This is a genomic window from Ahrensia marina (assembly GCF_001293565.1).
GTDB classification, from domain to species: Bacteria; Pseudomonadota; Alphaproteobacteria; order Rhizobiales; family Rhizobiaceae; genus Ahrensia; species Ahrensia marina.
Genome location: NZ_JXMU01000027.1, coordinates 1 through 13648, shown reverse-complemented (window position 1 = coordinate 13648; position 13648 = coordinate 1). Strand labels below are relative to the sequence as shown.

Here is a 13648-nt window from a genome sequence, read left to right as displayed (position 1 = left end):
CGCTTCCATCTGGCGAAGCAGTTGCCTTAGTTAAACTCAAAACGGCTGGTGAAAATGCGATATCTACGTCAATTCGAACGGGTATTTCTCGTTTCTGTTCTGCTTTCCATGGTGGCATTATTCTCGTTGAACGTGGTTGCGCGCGAAATTGGCGGCAATTTCGCAAGCCAGATGGCTTGGGTCGATGAGGCCGTTCGTTTGATGAATATTTTTCTTGTCTTCGGCGCCCTTGGACTGGCATTGGAAAAAGGCCGCCATGTTGGCATTGATACTTTAAGAGAACTGCTGCCAAAAACCGCGCGAAATACACTGCGCAAAATAATAGATGTTGTTGGCTGCATATTCTGCGCTTACATGACCTATCTAGCCTATCTGCTCGTCGTTTTTGTTTTAAATACCGGGCAAAGAAGCCCGACCCTCGATATTCCTGTCGGGTGGCTTTACACGGCACCGGTCGTCGGTTTCGGCCTATTGTCTCTTCGCTACTTTTTGAGCCTTATTTCCATTATTAATCGTTATTCTCCGGACGAAGAGGACGACGCTTCATCATTTGAGGGAGCCAAGTCATGATTGCTCTGGTTGTACTCCTCGCTATCGTCCTGCTTATTGCCGGATTTGAAATGCTGCTCGTGCTTGGAATCCCTGCACTGGCGACAAAGACTATCTTTTATAGTTCGCTTCCTGATCTCGTTTTCATTCAAAAAGCCGTCGGCGGCATCAACCATACGACACTGCTGGCAATTCCGTTTTTTATATTTGCCGCACAATTGATGGGATCAGGCCAAATTGCCGGCCGGTTGACCGGACTGGTTAAATCGCTCGTTGGACATAAACGCGGCGGCATGGGTTACACCGTGATTGGCGGATCCATGGCATTTGGTTCTGTTTCCGGCTCTGCGCCAGCAACGGTCGCGGCGATGGGCCGTATGGTCTACCCGCAAATGCGCTCGGTTGGATTTTCTGACAAATTCAGTCTTGGCCTGCTGGTTGCCAGTGCGGAAACCGCTCTGCTTATTCCGCCATCCATTACATTTATTATTTACGGATGGATGACCGGTTCATCAATTTCACGGCTTTTTGCTGGCGGACTAGCCGTAGGCCTAGTGCTAGGCCTGGCATTTGCCATTCTTGTAAAACTCGAAGCCAAACGCTCCGGCGTTCAGTCATTTGAGAAAACGTCTGCGCGCGAAAAGCTTCAGGCTGTTCGGGAGGCGGGCTGGTCGCTGGGAATGCCAGCCATCATTCTTGGCGGCATTTATGCCGGCTTTTTCACTCCTACTGAAGCAGCAGCAGTCAGTGTTGTTTATGCAATTTTGATCGAAGCATTCGTCTATAAAAATCTCAGCTTCTCCAAACTCGTCAAACTAACTGAGCGGGCCGCGATCCAGACCGCAACGATCTTTATCTTGTTGGCGATGGGCGGTGTGCTGGCATATTTCGTAACGCTTGCGCAGGTTCCGGCACAAATCACCGCATTTTTGACAGCCATTGATGCAGGTCCAATCTCATTCCTTCTCGCAGTTAATATCTGCTTCCTGATCGCGGGTATGTTTATCGATCCGAACTCTGCGCTGCTTATTCTCGTGCCGCCTCTTTATCCTGTGGCTATGGCGCTGGGCATCGACCCGATTCATTTTGGCATGATTGTAACGCTCAATATCGGCATGGGCATGATCACACCGCCTTTCGGTCTCGATATTTTCGTCGCGTCCTCTACCCTGAACAAGCCCGTGATCAGCATTATCAAAGGTGTCTGGCCCTTCGTTGCCGCCAACATTATCGTCCTGATGATAATCACTTACGTGCCGTCGATCTCCCTCTTCATTCCCAACCTTATCTTTGGCCAATAGGAGGTTTGATCGTGAGCAACATCGCTTTAGATACAAAGCCTGATTTTGAACTGGCAAAACCTATTCACGAAGTTGAATGCACAATCATCAGCAATGAGCCGGTAAACGGTGAATACCGTTTGCTCGTTCTCAATGCGCCGTCAAAGATTTTGGACTGTGAGCCTGGACAATTTTTCCATCTGCTCTGTCCTGTTTCTGATACTTTACAGCCCTATTTGCGGCGTCCGATGAGTATCTACGGTTATTATCCGGACAAGGGTGAACTGCATTTTCTTTACAAGGTCACAGGCGAAGGCACATCTGCGATTGCGACTTTAAAAGCCGGAGACAATTTTAATGTGCTGGGACCGCTTGGCCGCGGGTTTGATATCCTGCCTAATTGGCAAAACCTGCTGCTGGTTGCGCGCGGCGTCGGTCTGGCGACACTTGCACCGCTGGCATTGGAGGCCCGCCGCCTTAACCGGAAACTAACGGCGATTTGCAGTGCTCGTTCAGATCAATTTTTGCTGTCTTTGGATTATTTCAGAGAACTTGGCGCCACCGTCATCCCGCTTACAGATGAGGCGGGAACTTCAAGCGTCGAAAACATGCACTCAATCATAGAAGGGCTCATTGCCGATGAAGGTATTGATGCCATGTATACGTGCGGGTCAAACCGCATATTAAAGCTGCTTCAAACAGTGGGAAAAGAACACAATATTCCAGGACAAATTGCGCTTGAGCAGCAAATGGCCTGCGGCATAGGCATGTGCCAGTGCTGTGTGCGTGCTTTCAACCGGAATGGTGCAATCGTCAATGAAAGGGTCTGCCGGGAAGGTCCTGTCTTCGATTTACAGGAGGCAATAGGATGTTAGATCTGACAACGCAAATCGGAACCCTCACCCTCAAGAACCCGATCATGCCCGCTTCGGGCACTTTTTCGGAAGATCTTGCCCAAGTCTTCGACCTCGATATTCTTGGAGCGCACGTTACCAAAACAATTACGCGCGAAAAACGCAGCGGCAATCCTACCCCGCGCGTCTGCGAAGTGCGCGGGTCAATGCTCAACTCCATCGGCATACCGAGCAAAGGTCTGGATGCGTTTAAAACAAATGTAATTCCGTTTTATAAAAACTATGATGCGCCGCTGATTGTTAGTATTTCAGCCGGAAGTGCTGACGAGTTCGCATCTCTATGTGAGGACATCAGCGTCCCCGGTGTCGCGGCGATAGAAGTCAATATTTCCTGCCCGAATATTGAGGAGGACGGCAAGGCATTTGCCATGCGCCCCTCAACAACAGAAGCGGTCATGCGAAAATTGCGAAACGCTACCGACCTTCCGCTATGGGCAAAACTGACACCAAATACAGGCGAAACAACAGAAGTTGCAAAAGCTGCTGAAGAGGCCGGCGCAGACGCGCTTGTTGTATCAAACACCCTTTTGGCCATGGCCATAGATATTAATACCAAACGCCCAAAGCTCGGCAATCTTATGGGCGGGCTTTCAGGGCCGGCCTTTAAGCCAATCGCATTGCGTATGGCATATCAATGCGCCAAGTCGGTTGAAATTCCTGTCATTGGCTGCGGCGGCATTTCCACGATTGAGGATGTCATTGAATATCTCATCGCCGGCGCTTCTGCTGTGCAGGTTGGCACCGCTACCTTCATCAATCCCCCGATAATGGTGAAAATGGTGGAGGGATTGGAAAGCTATTTACAATCTCAGGGTCTGCACAGCGTCAAACAATTGATCGGAAGTGTTGTCGATCAGGAGGCTTCCGATGGGCTTGTCTTTATGGAGGCCGCGCCATGACCGGCGGATTCGACTCCGAAAGCACTGCCACGAAACTTTTCAACGACATTGCAGAATTTTCAGCTGATACAGAAGGGGTCAGCCGCCCGGCATACTCTTCTATCGAGACAAAAACGCTGGAATTTCTGGTCGGCTTTGCCCGCGATCAGGGGCTGGCCGTCAGCTATGATGCCGGTCAGAACGTGATTTTTTCTCTTCCCGAAGACGCGGACGCAGAGAAGTTTGTTTTGGTGGGCTCCCATGTCGACAGCGTTCCCAATGGCGGAAACTTCGATGGCCTTGCTGGCGTGATCGCAGGGCTGCTTTGTCTTGCACGCGCAAAACATCTTGGCATCGGTTTTGCAAAGCCCGTCAAAGTTATCGCGCTGCGCGCCGAAGAAAGCGCATGGTTTGGGCCGTGCTACATCGCATCAAAAGCCCTTCTCGGAAAACTTCAGGATTCGGAGTTAAATGCGCTTCACAAAGGCGACGGACGGGCGCTTAAAGCGCATATGACCGACATCGGTATTGAGGTGGACCGCGTACAAAAGCATGAACCGCTGATGGATATTTCAGCGATCGACGCTTACATCGAACTTCATATCGAACAGGGTCCGCTGCTGGTTGAAAAGAACCTGCCCGCTGCGGTTGTTTCAGGCATCAGAGGCAATATTCGTCACAGGAAAATACGATGTACGGGCGAGCCCGGTCATTCGGGGGCGGTACCGCGCGCCTATCGTAAGGACTGTGTTCTTGCGATGGCTGATTTGTTATCCCGTTTGGACGAAAGCTGGCTCACCATTTTGCAAAAAGGTGAAGACCTCGTTCTCACATGCGGAATGGTTGGGACAGACCCGCAAATTCACGCACTAACCCGCATTCCTGATTTGGTCGATTTTAGCTTGGACTTTCGCAGCCAGAGCACAACAGCATTAGATGCCATTCGCAATTTACTTGAGCAGATAATAAAATCTGTAGAACGTGAGCGGCGCGTCAAGTTTGAACTTGATGCCGAAATGTATACCGCTCCCGCATTATGTGACAGCCAAATGGTGAAGGGGCTTTTAGCGTCGATGGAGAACGTCGATTTGGAGCCTTTTACAATGCCTTCCGGCGGCGGCCATGATGCTGCGGTATTTGCAAATGCCGGCATACCTTCTGCCATGATTTTCGTGCGTAACCGCAATGGCTCGCACAACCCTCATGAAGCTATGGAGATCTCCGATCTCATTGCAGGCACTGACATTATATTCAATTATTTGACAGAGATGCCTGAATGAGCGCAACAGAATTCATAATCCGCAGGCCGGATGATTGGCATCTTCACTTGCGCGACGGGCAAATGCTCGCGGCTGTTGTGGAACATTCAAGCGCGAATTTTGCGCGCGCGATCATTATGCCTAATCTTGTGCCGCCCGTAGTAACAACAGATGAGGCAGCGGCATATCAAAAGCGCATAAAATCCAACATTCCAAAAGGCCACCAATTTGAACCGTTGATGACGCTTTATCTAACCGAAGCTACGAATCCCGACGATGTAGAAGAAGGCGGCAAGTCCGGTCTCATTAAGGCGCTAAAACTTTATCCTGCCGGTGCTACAACGAATTCAGACAGCGGCGTAAAAAATTTCGAGAACGTATTGCCGGTTTTGGAGCGTATGGCCAAAATTCAGATGCCTCTCTTGGTTCATGGTGAAGTGACCGATGCTGATGTCGATATTTTCGACCGGGAGGCGGTGTTTATCGAACGGGTTCTTGATCCCATCCGCAAAAGAGTGCCGGAACTTCGGGTGGTCATGGAGCACGTGACAACATCAGACGGGGTTGATTACGTGCAAAATGGCGGCGACGGCATTGCCGCAACCATCACGACCCACCATTTGATCATCAACCGCAATGCTTATTTGGTCGGTGGTATCAAGCCGCATTACTATTGCCTGCCTGTTGCCAAACGTGAAAAACACCGGCTCGCTTTAAGAGCCGCTGCGACCTCGGGCAACGCGAAGTTTTTCCTCGGGACAGATTCTGCGCCTCATCCGAACGGAGCCAAAATTTCAGCATGCGGCTGTGCCGGAATTTATACGTCAATCAACACGCTGAACTGTCTAGCTCATATTTTTGAAGACGATAACGCGCTTAATAAATTAGAGGCATTTACCTCAATAAACGGCCCTGCTTTCTACCGCTTACCTCTTAATGAGCAACGGGTGCGATTCACCAAATCATCGACGCCAATTAACTTCCCAAAAGAGTTCCGCGTCCAAAATGATAACGTAACCGTTTTTGATCCGGGATTTGAATTATATTGGCAGCATGAAGCGGTTAAAGCTGAAGGGGTTTGATCCAATGCTGTTCGCAAGAGGAAATGAATAATGCTTACAAGCTCATTCCCACAGCGCGAGTTGGTTGCCGAGTTGACGGCCAAAATGCTGCTCGAAATTGGTGCTGTCAATTTTAGAACAGATAAACCGTTTATGTTTACATCGGGACTTGCAAGCCCCGTTTATATTGACTGCCGCAAGCTGATCTCTTACCCGCGAATTCGCAGTACATTGATGGATTTTACAGCAGGCGTTGTTATCAGGGATATCGGATTCGAACGCATCGATAGTGTCACCGGCGGAGAAACAGCAGGCATACCTTTTGCGGCATGGATCGCTGACAAGTTGGGTTTGCCAATGCACTATGTTCGCAAAAAACCCAAAGGGTTCGGACGCGATGCCCAGATCGAGGGTGACTCAATTAACGGCAAACAGGTCTTGCTCGTTGAGGATCTGACGACTGATGGCGGTAGTAAAATCAAATTTTGCGAAGCGATACGTAAAGCCGGCGCAGAGATAACTGACACTGTTGTCATTTTTTATTACGACATTTTCCCGCAATCCCGGGAAAATCTCAAAACGATCGGACTAAATTTGCATTATCTGGCAACATGGCGGGATGTATTGGCAGTTTGCAAAAAACAAAATTACTTCGACCCTGAAACGCTAAAACAGGTTGAGAGCTTCCTAGATGATCCTCTTGCCTGGTCAGGCGTTAATGGTGGAGCTACTGAAATTTCAGCTTTAACTAAAAAGGATTAGTGACATGAGTATTTCGGATCTTATGGGTATTATCGAAAGTCAGAACAAAGGCGTGCGGGCATACTCCGAGTGCGCTCGCATTTGTCAGGAGCGCATCAGCACCCATCCCGAGCAAGCTGCCGCCTATTATCTTTTGAAAATTGCGGCAAACCGGTTTGTCGATGTTTATGACGATCAGCCTTTGGTAAGCACAATAGCAGACAATGAGTTTTTGAATTTCAAAAGCTATGTTGACCAACTTGACGCGTCTGAACAGGAAGCTGACCCGACAAAAAAACTGGACACATTGAACCGTATCGCATCTAAAATTGCGAACCATAAAATCCTGCGATCCGATGTGTGAACACATCCGCCGTATGAGCGCATAAGAGACGATATTGTGATGCGTAAATGATAGAGCGGTACTGTCAATCAGGCATGATATTGACCTTCATGCGCACTGGATAACTTATTATGTGCGCATCTAATACACCTCCTCGATTCGCTTGTGATGAACGGTATGGCGCTGGCTTTAGCCAGTCGTGACCCATGGATCCACAACCAATTAGCAACCCAGCGCGTAGGCATTGTCAAACATAAACCCAAGTTTTTGGCTGGAGACCATTTATTCACGACGGCAAAATTGAGTTGCCTGACCTGTTTTATGCACCAATCCTCGTAGTATCGCCTTCAGGCGCCCTCACCAGACAGCGCACATTGTGGCCCTCGCCGATCGTCTCCAGAGAAGGCCGTATTGTTTCGCAACGGCTTTCTGCCAATGGGCATCGCGTAACAAACGGGCATCCGACCGGAGGGCTAAGCGGGCTTGGCAGATCACCTTCCAAAACGATGCGCTTGCGTTTTCCGCGCAATTTGGGGTTAGGGATCGGAATGGCCGACAGCAGCGCTTCTGTGTAAGGATGAACCGGATTGGAAAAAACCTGTTCGGCGGGGCCTTCTTCGACAACCAGACCAAGATACATCACCGCGACTCTGTCCGCGATATGACGCACAACGGACAGGTCATGAGCGATAAATAGATAACTGAGCCCAAGTTCGCGCTGCAAGCGCATAAGCAAGTTCAGTATTTGACTTTGAATAGAAACATCCAAAGCCGAAACCGGCTCATCGCAAATAATCAATTTCGGGCTAAGAGCAAGTGCGCGCGCGATCACAACGCGCTGGCGCTGTCCGCCTGACAATGCGTTCGGACGTCGGTCCCGCTGATCCTTGTTAAGACCAACAAGATCCATAAGCTCGTCCACGCGATTGGTAATTTCCGATTTGGCATAACCATGGATGGTAAGCGGTTCTGCAATAGATTGGGCAATTGTGCGGCGTGGATTAAGCGCGGAAACAGGATCCTGAAAAATGACCTGCATCTCACGCCAGACACGTTTGCGTTTATCCTGATCGAGGCTTGTTAGATCCGTATCTTCAAACAGCACTCTGCCGTTTGTAATTTTAGCAAGGCCCAGTACAGCATTGCCGGTCGTTGATTTGCCGCAACCGCTTTCACCGACAATGGCTAGTGTCTCGTTTGTATTAATTGCGAGGTCCACACCATCAACAGCTTTGACAACAGCCTTCCCGCCGCCAAAACGGCCGGTACGAACGGGGAAATGAACCTTTAAATCTTCTATACGTAACAGGCTCATGTAACAATTCCTTCAGGATGAAAGCAGGCAACACGGTGCGAAGTGCCTTCAAGCTTGGGACGTTTTTTGCAAGCAGATGTTGCGCGATCACAGCGGGTGCGAAAACGGCAACCTTCCGGCCAATCATTGGGGCTTGGAACATTACCTTTAATAGCAAACAACTCCCCTTTCGGCTTTTCGTCCAAACGCGGCAGCGTTTTAAGAAGCATCCGCGTGTATGGGTGCAAAGGTGCAGCAAAAATTTCATTCACCGGACCCTGCTCAACGATTCTGCCGCCATACATGACACACACGCTGTCGGCCATTTCGGCCACAACGCCCATATCATGCGTTATCAGCAGGATAGCTGTGCGCGCTTCGGATGCAAGACCGGCCATAAGATCAAGTATCTGCGCTTGGATTGTAACGTCGAGCGCTGTGGTAGGTTCATCTGCTATTAAAAGCTGTGGTTTGGAGATGAGCGCCGTTGCAATCATAACGCGCTGGCACATGCCGCCGGAAAGCTCGGTCGGCAATTGTGTTGCTCTGCGCGCCGGATCAGGTATGCCGACTTTCTCCAGCATTTCAATCGCTTGTTTGAAAGCGTTTTCTTTGGTTGCCCGCCGGTGCACAATCAAACTTTCGGCGACCTGTTCACCCACTGGCACCAATGGGTTTAAAGATGATACCGGCTCTTGAAAGATCATCGCCAGATGCGCACCGCGAAAGCCTTTCAAAGCTTCTTCAGAAAGCGAAATTAAGTTCGTGTTGTCAAACTGGATACGGCCGTCCGTTATAGAAAGGCCCTCACTCAAAAGCCCCATAATCGATAAAGCTGTCAGAGACTTTCCTGATCCGCTTTCTCCGACCAACGCGACCACTTCGCCGGACTTTACATTTAAAGTTACACCATCAACCAGCGATATCGAGCCCGCATTGATAGCAAGATCTTCAATTGCGAGCAAATCCATTATTGCTTCTCCCCACGCGCAGCCGTCCAAGGGTTGTTAGGATGCACAACGCCAATATTGGGTTCGCCATCAGCGCCAGCCTGCACGAGCGAAGGTATAGCAAACTGGACCGGATAAAGGCTGTCCTCTGCAATTTGGACAGGATGATGCGCTGAAATTGCTGTTGCCGTATCCTTAGGCGCTTCACGGTTCACCAAGATTGTCGGAGAACTGGCATCAATACGCGGCGCGTGAAATGCGGCTTCTGGAGTTTCCTGGCGATCAATTATTCTCGACAAAAGCTGTGCGATTGCCGGAAAAATCTGCCTGCCGCCTGCCGCACCGATTGCGATATCCGGCTTACCGTTTTTCGTGGTGATCACCGGCGACATATTCGCCAGCGGAATAGCCCCTGATGCGATTGAATTGGGTTGGTTCGGGCGCGGGTCAAACCACATCATTCCATTATTCATGACCAGCTCAAGCGAAGGCGCAACGACCTTCGCGCCAAATCGCGACAACAGGGTATTGGTAAGAGAGACCACATTACCAGCCTTATCGATTACAGACAGATGACTGGTGCAATCATGCGCCGCCGCCGCATGGCCCATGGATTTCAGCCGCTCTTCATAAGTTGCTCTGATCGCATTGGCATGATGCGCGGCAAAATGCGCTTCGTCCATTTGCCCCAAATCATGTTCCGAAAGCCGCCCCAGAGAGGACAACAGGCTTGGACCGCCTGAAAGGCCCGGCATCGTATATATTTCGCGGTCACGATATGACGCTTTTGCAGGCTCGCGCCAAACGGTTTTATAGCCAGCCAGATCTTTTGATGAGATTTTTGAACCGCAAGCCTGCAGATCATGAACAAGCGTTTCAGCGATCTCTCCTTTATAAAAATCTTGAGCGCCGGCCTTAGCCAGTCTTTTGAGCATTTTTGCTTTTGCAGGCATCGGCAACAGATAGGCTGTCGGGTCTGTCAGGTCGGGCATGCGTCTTGATTTGTCCAGAAACAGCGCGGCACAGTGGGCATTGGTTGAAAGGCCTGCGGCATCTACCGCAAAAGCCAGATCGGCAAACCAATCAACCCGCATGCCACGTTCTGCCAACGCTATAGTCGGCGCAACGATATCAGCCCAGCTCATGGAGCCATATTTTGACAATCCTTCCGCAAATCCAGCTACAGCGCCCGGTACGCAAATCGACATCGGGCCAATCAGATTTCTGTCACCCTCAACCGAAGGCCAATTAAACCAGTCTCCACCCTCACCGCCTACAAGCGGGTAGTCTGCAGGATCAGCAGCAATTGGTGCCCTGACATTAAAATCCAAAGCTTCGACATGGCCCTGTTTGTCCGCATGTAACAGAAACCCCCCGCCGCCAAGTCCTGACAGCCATGGCTCCACGACCGATAGTGCAATCGCTGTAGCAATCGCAGCATCCATCGCATTGCCGCCCGCAGATAAAATATCAGCGCCGATTTGAGCAGCCTCATGATGCTGGGCCGCAACAATGCCGCCCGCACATTCAATTTGCGGTTTGGTAACAGCCCATGTCTGATGTGACACCGGAGAGGTCAATGATGTATTATGATGACTGCGCTCATCCATGTTGCTGGCTCCGTTTCTGCACGGCAAGAAGATCATTCAGATCGACGTTCACCCCCCCCTTAATGCCGCGGTGGTGCTTGGCTATATCACCGCAAGTTGTCACCCAAACATCGGGATCGTCGACAAAAGGTGAGAACAGCTCCTCTAAATATTCCACACGCGCTGCGCGCCCTGATATCCAGTCGTGCACCGTCAACATAAACAGCCCGCCATCGCGAATTTGCGCATCAGCTTCATGGCGCCATTGCTCAAAAACTTCCCGGTCTGGCCTTGGCGACTTATCACCGGCACCTAAAAACTTGAAAAAGATCGCGTCATCATTGTCCCATCTGACAGGAATTTCGCTCACATTTCCGATTGTGTAGGGCGTGTCATACCCCATCAAGCTGCTGTCCCACAGATCATGTCGTGCAAGTTCAGCCAACATATGGGGTGTCATTTCCCATGCAGGCGAACGGAAACCTTCCGGTTTTCTTCCCGTCTGGCTGACAAAAAGTTCGATTGAACCTTCCAGCGCGTCTGTAAATTTCTGGTCCGATATTTCCGCAACCATCTCGTGAAAATAGCCATGCAAACCGACCTCGTGGCCTCGGGCAAGAAGCCCCGGCAAAAGCTCGGGGTTTTCTTCTGCAACGATGGCCGGCACAAAAAAGCTGCCTTTAATCCCGATCCGGTCCATCATATTTGTCATGCGTACAAGCCCTTTGCGCATGCCGTAATTGCGATGCTCAAGGGCCGCTAATGTCTTGGGAGAACCGGCGCGGGTTTGCCACAAATAAGGTGCAGTCGCATCGACATCTACGCTTAGACACACCGCAGCCTTCTTCCCGTCCGGCCACGGATAATTTTCACTTTCCCAGTTCACAGCGCACTCTTTTTGCTTTGATAAACATCCATTGTTCCGGCAGAATTGCCGCCATCAACAGCAAGCGATGTACCGGTGATATTTTTGGCTGCCTGAGACGCAAGATAAAGCGCAGCTTGGCCCACATCTTCCGCGCCTGTTTCAGTACCAAGCGGGATAGCAGACATGACGCGGTCTATATGTTCCTGCGAAAGTGAGGAGACCTGACTGCCGGCGGCAAAGCCAGGCTCAAGACAGTTTACACGGATTCCGTACTCTGCCAGTTCAACGGCAAATCCTTTCGTCATACGGTCAAGGGCGGTCTTTGACATTGAATAAGTGACAGCAGTACGGCGCATTTTACGGGCCGCACCCGATGAAATATTGATGAAATTTCCCTTTACCTTCCGCTCGATCATTTGCAGTGAAAATCCGCGCATCAATACAAATGGCGCCCGCACATTAACAGCCATAATGCGGTCCCAATCGGCTACGTTCATATCCAGCAGAAACGAGGAGGGATAAATCGCCGCATTGTTCACAACCACATCCGGCGCACCCCACTTTTGCTTTACTTGCTCAAGAATGGTGTCCAACCCTTCATCTGTGGTCAGGTCAGCGGCAATGGCAAAACCGTTCAAGCCTTCCGTAGACTGGTCGGCAGAGCACACATCCGCACCAGCTTTGGAAAAATGGGATACGAGTGCCTTGCCCATAATCCCGGCGGCGCCGGTTACAACAACCCGCTTGCCCTTAAATTCGTCACCAAAGTCCATTATCGTCCCTTTCCAATGCGGTCGCCAAAGCGATCACCGATAAGATTTGCACTCAAGACCAGAGCAAAAAGTGCCATTCCGGGAAATGTAGCGATCCACCACGCCGACCCTACATAGTTGCGTCCTGTCGAAAGCATGGAGCCCCAGCTTGCGGTGGGCGGCTGCACACCGAGACCCAAAAACGACAGGCCTGCTTCAAACAATACCATCAGCCCGAATTCCAGCGTGGCAACAACCAGAAGTGGTCCAATGATGTTAGGCAGAATATGAATTGCAAGCACGCGCAACGTCGAAGCTCCCATTGCGCGCGACAAAGTTACAAACGGTTGGTCTGCGATGGCCAAAGTCTGCCCATAGGCGACACGCGCATAGCGCGGCCAGCGGGTGAGGGCCAGAACCAGAATAACATTGATGAAACCCGGACCGAGGACCGCAACAGTGATAATGGCGAGCAATATAGCCGGTATTGAAAGGAAGATATCGACAAGCCGCATTAAAATGGTTTCTGTCCACCCCCTAAGGTAAGCTGCGACCATGCCGACGGTTACACCCACTACGCCGGACAAAACGACCGATAGAAACGCGACAGAAAGCGATACTCTTGCGCCGTAAATCAGTCGGCTGGCTATATCTCTGCCAAGCTCATCAGAGCCGAGGAAATAGGTCACGCCGCGCGCTTCAAACCCGGGTGCTTTAAGCCTTGCAAGCAGGTTTTGACGATCCGGATCAAGCGGTGCGAGCCATGGCGCGAAGACAGCGCACAAAACCAGTGCGGCCAGCAGCAATAATGGCCACCATGAAAGCGCGACGGAAAATGAAACGGATGGTTTTGCTACCGTCCTCATCAGTTGCTCTCCAGACGTACGCGCGGGTCAACAACGGAATAAAGAATATCAGCAGCCAGATTGGCCGCGATTGTAACAAACGCTCCTAGAAGTACCACTGCCTGCACGACCAGAAAATCACGGGAAGAGATACTCTGAACGGTAAGCAGTCCCAAGCCGGGCCATGCAAATACTGTCTCAACAATGACAGCACCGGCAAGCAATTGGGAAATCTCAAGTGCGGTTATTGAAATAACCGGAATGAGGGAATTTCTGAGCAGATGTTTACGGACGAGCCGCTGCGTAGCGACACCGCGCGCGCGCG

General features: G+C 50.7%; 15 protein-coding genes. 8 read left to right on the top strand and 7 right to left on the bottom strand.

Going from position 1 to position 13648, the window contains the following annotated elements:
• Positions 1-54 precede the first annotated feature (54 nt).
• From SU32_RS14875 to SU32_RS14840, 8 genes are read left to right on the top strand one after another with little or no spacing between them, the layout of a single operon-like run.
• A complete protein-coding gene (locus tag SU32_RS14875) occupies positions 55-570 on the top strand; it encodes a TRAP transporter small permease (protein ID WP_054000205.1) in 516 nt (171 codons plus the stop codon).
• Entirely contained in the window at positions 567-1850 is a 1284-nt protein-coding gene (locus tag SU32_RS14870) for a TRAP transporter large permease (RefSeq protein ID WP_054000172.1), read from the top strand. Before SU32_RS14875 ends, SU32_RS14870 begins: the two co-directional genes overlap by 4 nt.
• A gap of 11 nt (positions 1851-1861) precedes the next feature.
• Positions 1862-2704 carry a dihydroorotate dehydrogenase electron transfer subunit gene (locus SU32_RS14865; RefSeq protein ID WP_054000171.1) on the top strand — a complete coding sequence of 281 codons (843 nt, stop codon included), beginning with the start codon at positions 1862-1864 and terminating at the stop codon, positions 2702-2704.
• The gene (locus SU32_RS14860; RefSeq protein WP_054000170.1) at positions 2698-3642 is read left to right on the top strand and encodes a dihydroorotate dehydrogenase; all 945 of its coding nucleotides are present in this window, start codon (positions 2698-2700) and stop codon (positions 3640-3642) included. The genes SU32_RS14865 and SU32_RS14860 overlap by 7 nt, the downstream gene beginning before the upstream one ends.
• Positions 3639-4901 (top strand): Zn-dependent hydrolase, encoded by a 1263-nt coding sequence (locus SU32_RS14855; RefSeq protein WP_054000169.1) that lies wholly within the window; start codon positions 3639-3641, stop codon positions 4899-4901. Before SU32_RS14860 ends, SU32_RS14855 begins: the two co-directional genes overlap by 4 nt.
• A complete protein-coding gene (pyrC, locus tag SU32_RS14850) occupies positions 4898-5962 on the top strand; it encodes a dihydroorotase (protein WP_054000168.1) in 1065 nt (354 codons plus the stop codon). Before SU32_RS14855 ends, pyrC begins: the two co-directional genes overlap by 4 nt.
• Positions 5963-5992: 30 nt before the next feature.
• Positions 5993-6703 carry an orotate phosphoribosyltransferase gene (locus tag SU32_RS14845; protein WP_054000167.1) on the top strand — a complete coding sequence of 237 codons (711 nt, stop codon included), beginning with the start codon at positions 5993-5995 and terminating at the stop codon, positions 6701-6703.
• A 4-nt stretch (positions 6704-6707) separates the two neighbouring features.
• Positions 6708-7046 carry a hypothetical protein gene (locus SU32_RS14840; RefSeq protein WP_054000166.1) on the top strand — a complete coding sequence of 113 codons (339 nt, stop codon included), beginning with the start codon at positions 6708-6710 and terminating at the stop codon, positions 7044-7046.
• 298 nt (positions 7047-7344) lie between these two features.
• Here the strand turns inward: SU32_RS14840 and SU32_RS14835 are convergent, their stop codons facing one another.
• The 7 genes from SU32_RS14835 to SU32_RS14805 form a co-directional block, all read right to left on the bottom strand.
• Positions 7345-8340, bottom strand: a complete 996-nt coding sequence (locus SU32_RS14835) for an ABC transporter ATP-binding protein (RefSeq protein WP_054000165.1) — start codon at positions 8338-8340, stop codon at positions 7345-7347.
• A complete protein-coding gene (locus SU32_RS14830) occupies positions 8337-9290 on the bottom strand; it encodes an ABC transporter ATP-binding protein (protein ID WP_054000164.1) in 954 nt (317 codons plus the stop codon). The genes SU32_RS14835 and SU32_RS14830 overlap by 4 nt, the downstream gene beginning before the upstream one ends.
• Positions 9290-10879, bottom strand: a complete 1590-nt coding sequence (locus SU32_RS14825) for a gamma-glutamyltransferase (protein ID WP_054000163.1) — start codon at positions 10877-10879, stop codon at positions 9290-9292. Before SU32_RS14825 ends, SU32_RS14830 begins: the two co-directional genes overlap by 1 nt.
• A complete protein-coding gene (locus SU32_RS14820; protein ID WP_054000162.1) occupies positions 10872-11744 on the bottom strand; it encodes a polysaccharide deacetylase family protein in 873 nt (290 codons plus the stop codon). Before SU32_RS14820 ends, SU32_RS14825 begins: the two co-directional genes overlap by 8 nt.
• Positions 11741-12499 carry an SDR family NAD(P)-dependent oxidoreductase gene (locus SU32_RS14815; protein WP_201454970.1) on the bottom strand — a complete coding sequence of 253 codons (759 nt, stop codon included), beginning with the start codon at positions 12497-12499 and terminating at the stop codon, positions 11741-11743. The genes SU32_RS14820 and SU32_RS14815 overlap by 4 nt, the downstream gene beginning before the upstream one ends.
• Entirely contained in the window at positions 12499-13344 is an 846-nt protein-coding gene (locus SU32_RS14810) for an ABC transporter permease (protein WP_054000160.1), read from the bottom strand. The genes SU32_RS14815 and SU32_RS14810 overlap by 1 nt, the downstream gene beginning before the upstream one ends.
• The coding region (locus SU32_RS14805) for an ABC transporter permease subunit (RefSeq protein WP_144421164.1) at positions 13344-13648 on the bottom strand (305 nt) is incomplete at its 5' end. The genes SU32_RS14810 and SU32_RS14805, both read right to left, overlap by 1 nt.

Excerpts from the sequence above, each read along its gene's own strand:
- SU32_RS14855 (WP_054000169.1), top strand. The coding sequence starts at position 3,639 with ATGACCGGCGGATTCGACTCCGAAAGCACTGCCACGAAACTTTTCAAC.
- SU32_RS14825 (WP_054000163.1), bottom strand. The coding sequence starts at position 10,879 with ATGGATGAGCGCAGTCATCATAATACATCATTGACCTCTCCGGTGTCA.
- pyrC (WP_054000168.1), top strand. The coding sequence starts at position 4,898 with ATGAGCGCAACAGAATTCATAATCCGCAGGCCGGATGATTGGCATCTT.
- SU32_RS14815 (WP_201454970.1), bottom strand. The coding sequence starts at position 12,499 with ATGGACTTTGGTGACGAATTTAAGGGCAAGCGGGTTGTTGTAACCGGC.
- SU32_RS14810 (WP_054000160.1), bottom strand. The coding sequence starts at position 13,344 with ATGAGGACGGTAGCAAAACCATCCGTTTCATTTTCCGTCGCGCTTTCA.
- SU32_RS14835 (WP_054000165.1), bottom strand. The coding sequence starts at position 8,340 with ATGAGCCTGTTACGTATAGAAGATTTAAAGGTTCATTTCCCCGTTCGT.
- SU32_RS14845 (WP_054000167.1), top strand. The coding sequence starts at position 5,993 with ATGCTTACAAGCTCATTCCCACAGCGCGAGTTGGTTGCCGAGTTGACG.
- SU32_RS14870 (WP_054000172.1), top strand. The coding sequence starts at position 567 with ATGATTGCTCTGGTTGTACTCCTCGCTATCGTCCTGCTTATTGCCGGA.
- SU32_RS14875 (WP_054000205.1), top strand. The coding sequence starts at position 55 with ATGCGATATCTACGTCAATTCGAACGGGTATTTCTCGTTTCTGTTCTG.
- SU32_RS14860 (WP_054000170.1), top strand. The coding sequence starts at position 2,698 with ATGTTAGATCTGACAACGCAAATCGGAACCCTCACCCTCAAGAACCCG.
- SU32_RS14830 (WP_054000164.1), bottom strand. The coding sequence starts at position 9,290 with ATGGATTTGCTCGCAATTGAAGATCTTGCTATCAATGCGGGCTCGATA.
- SU32_RS14840 (WP_054000166.1), top strand. The coding sequence starts at position 6,708 with ATGAGTATTTCGGATCTTATGGGTATTATCGAAAGTCAGAACAAAGGC.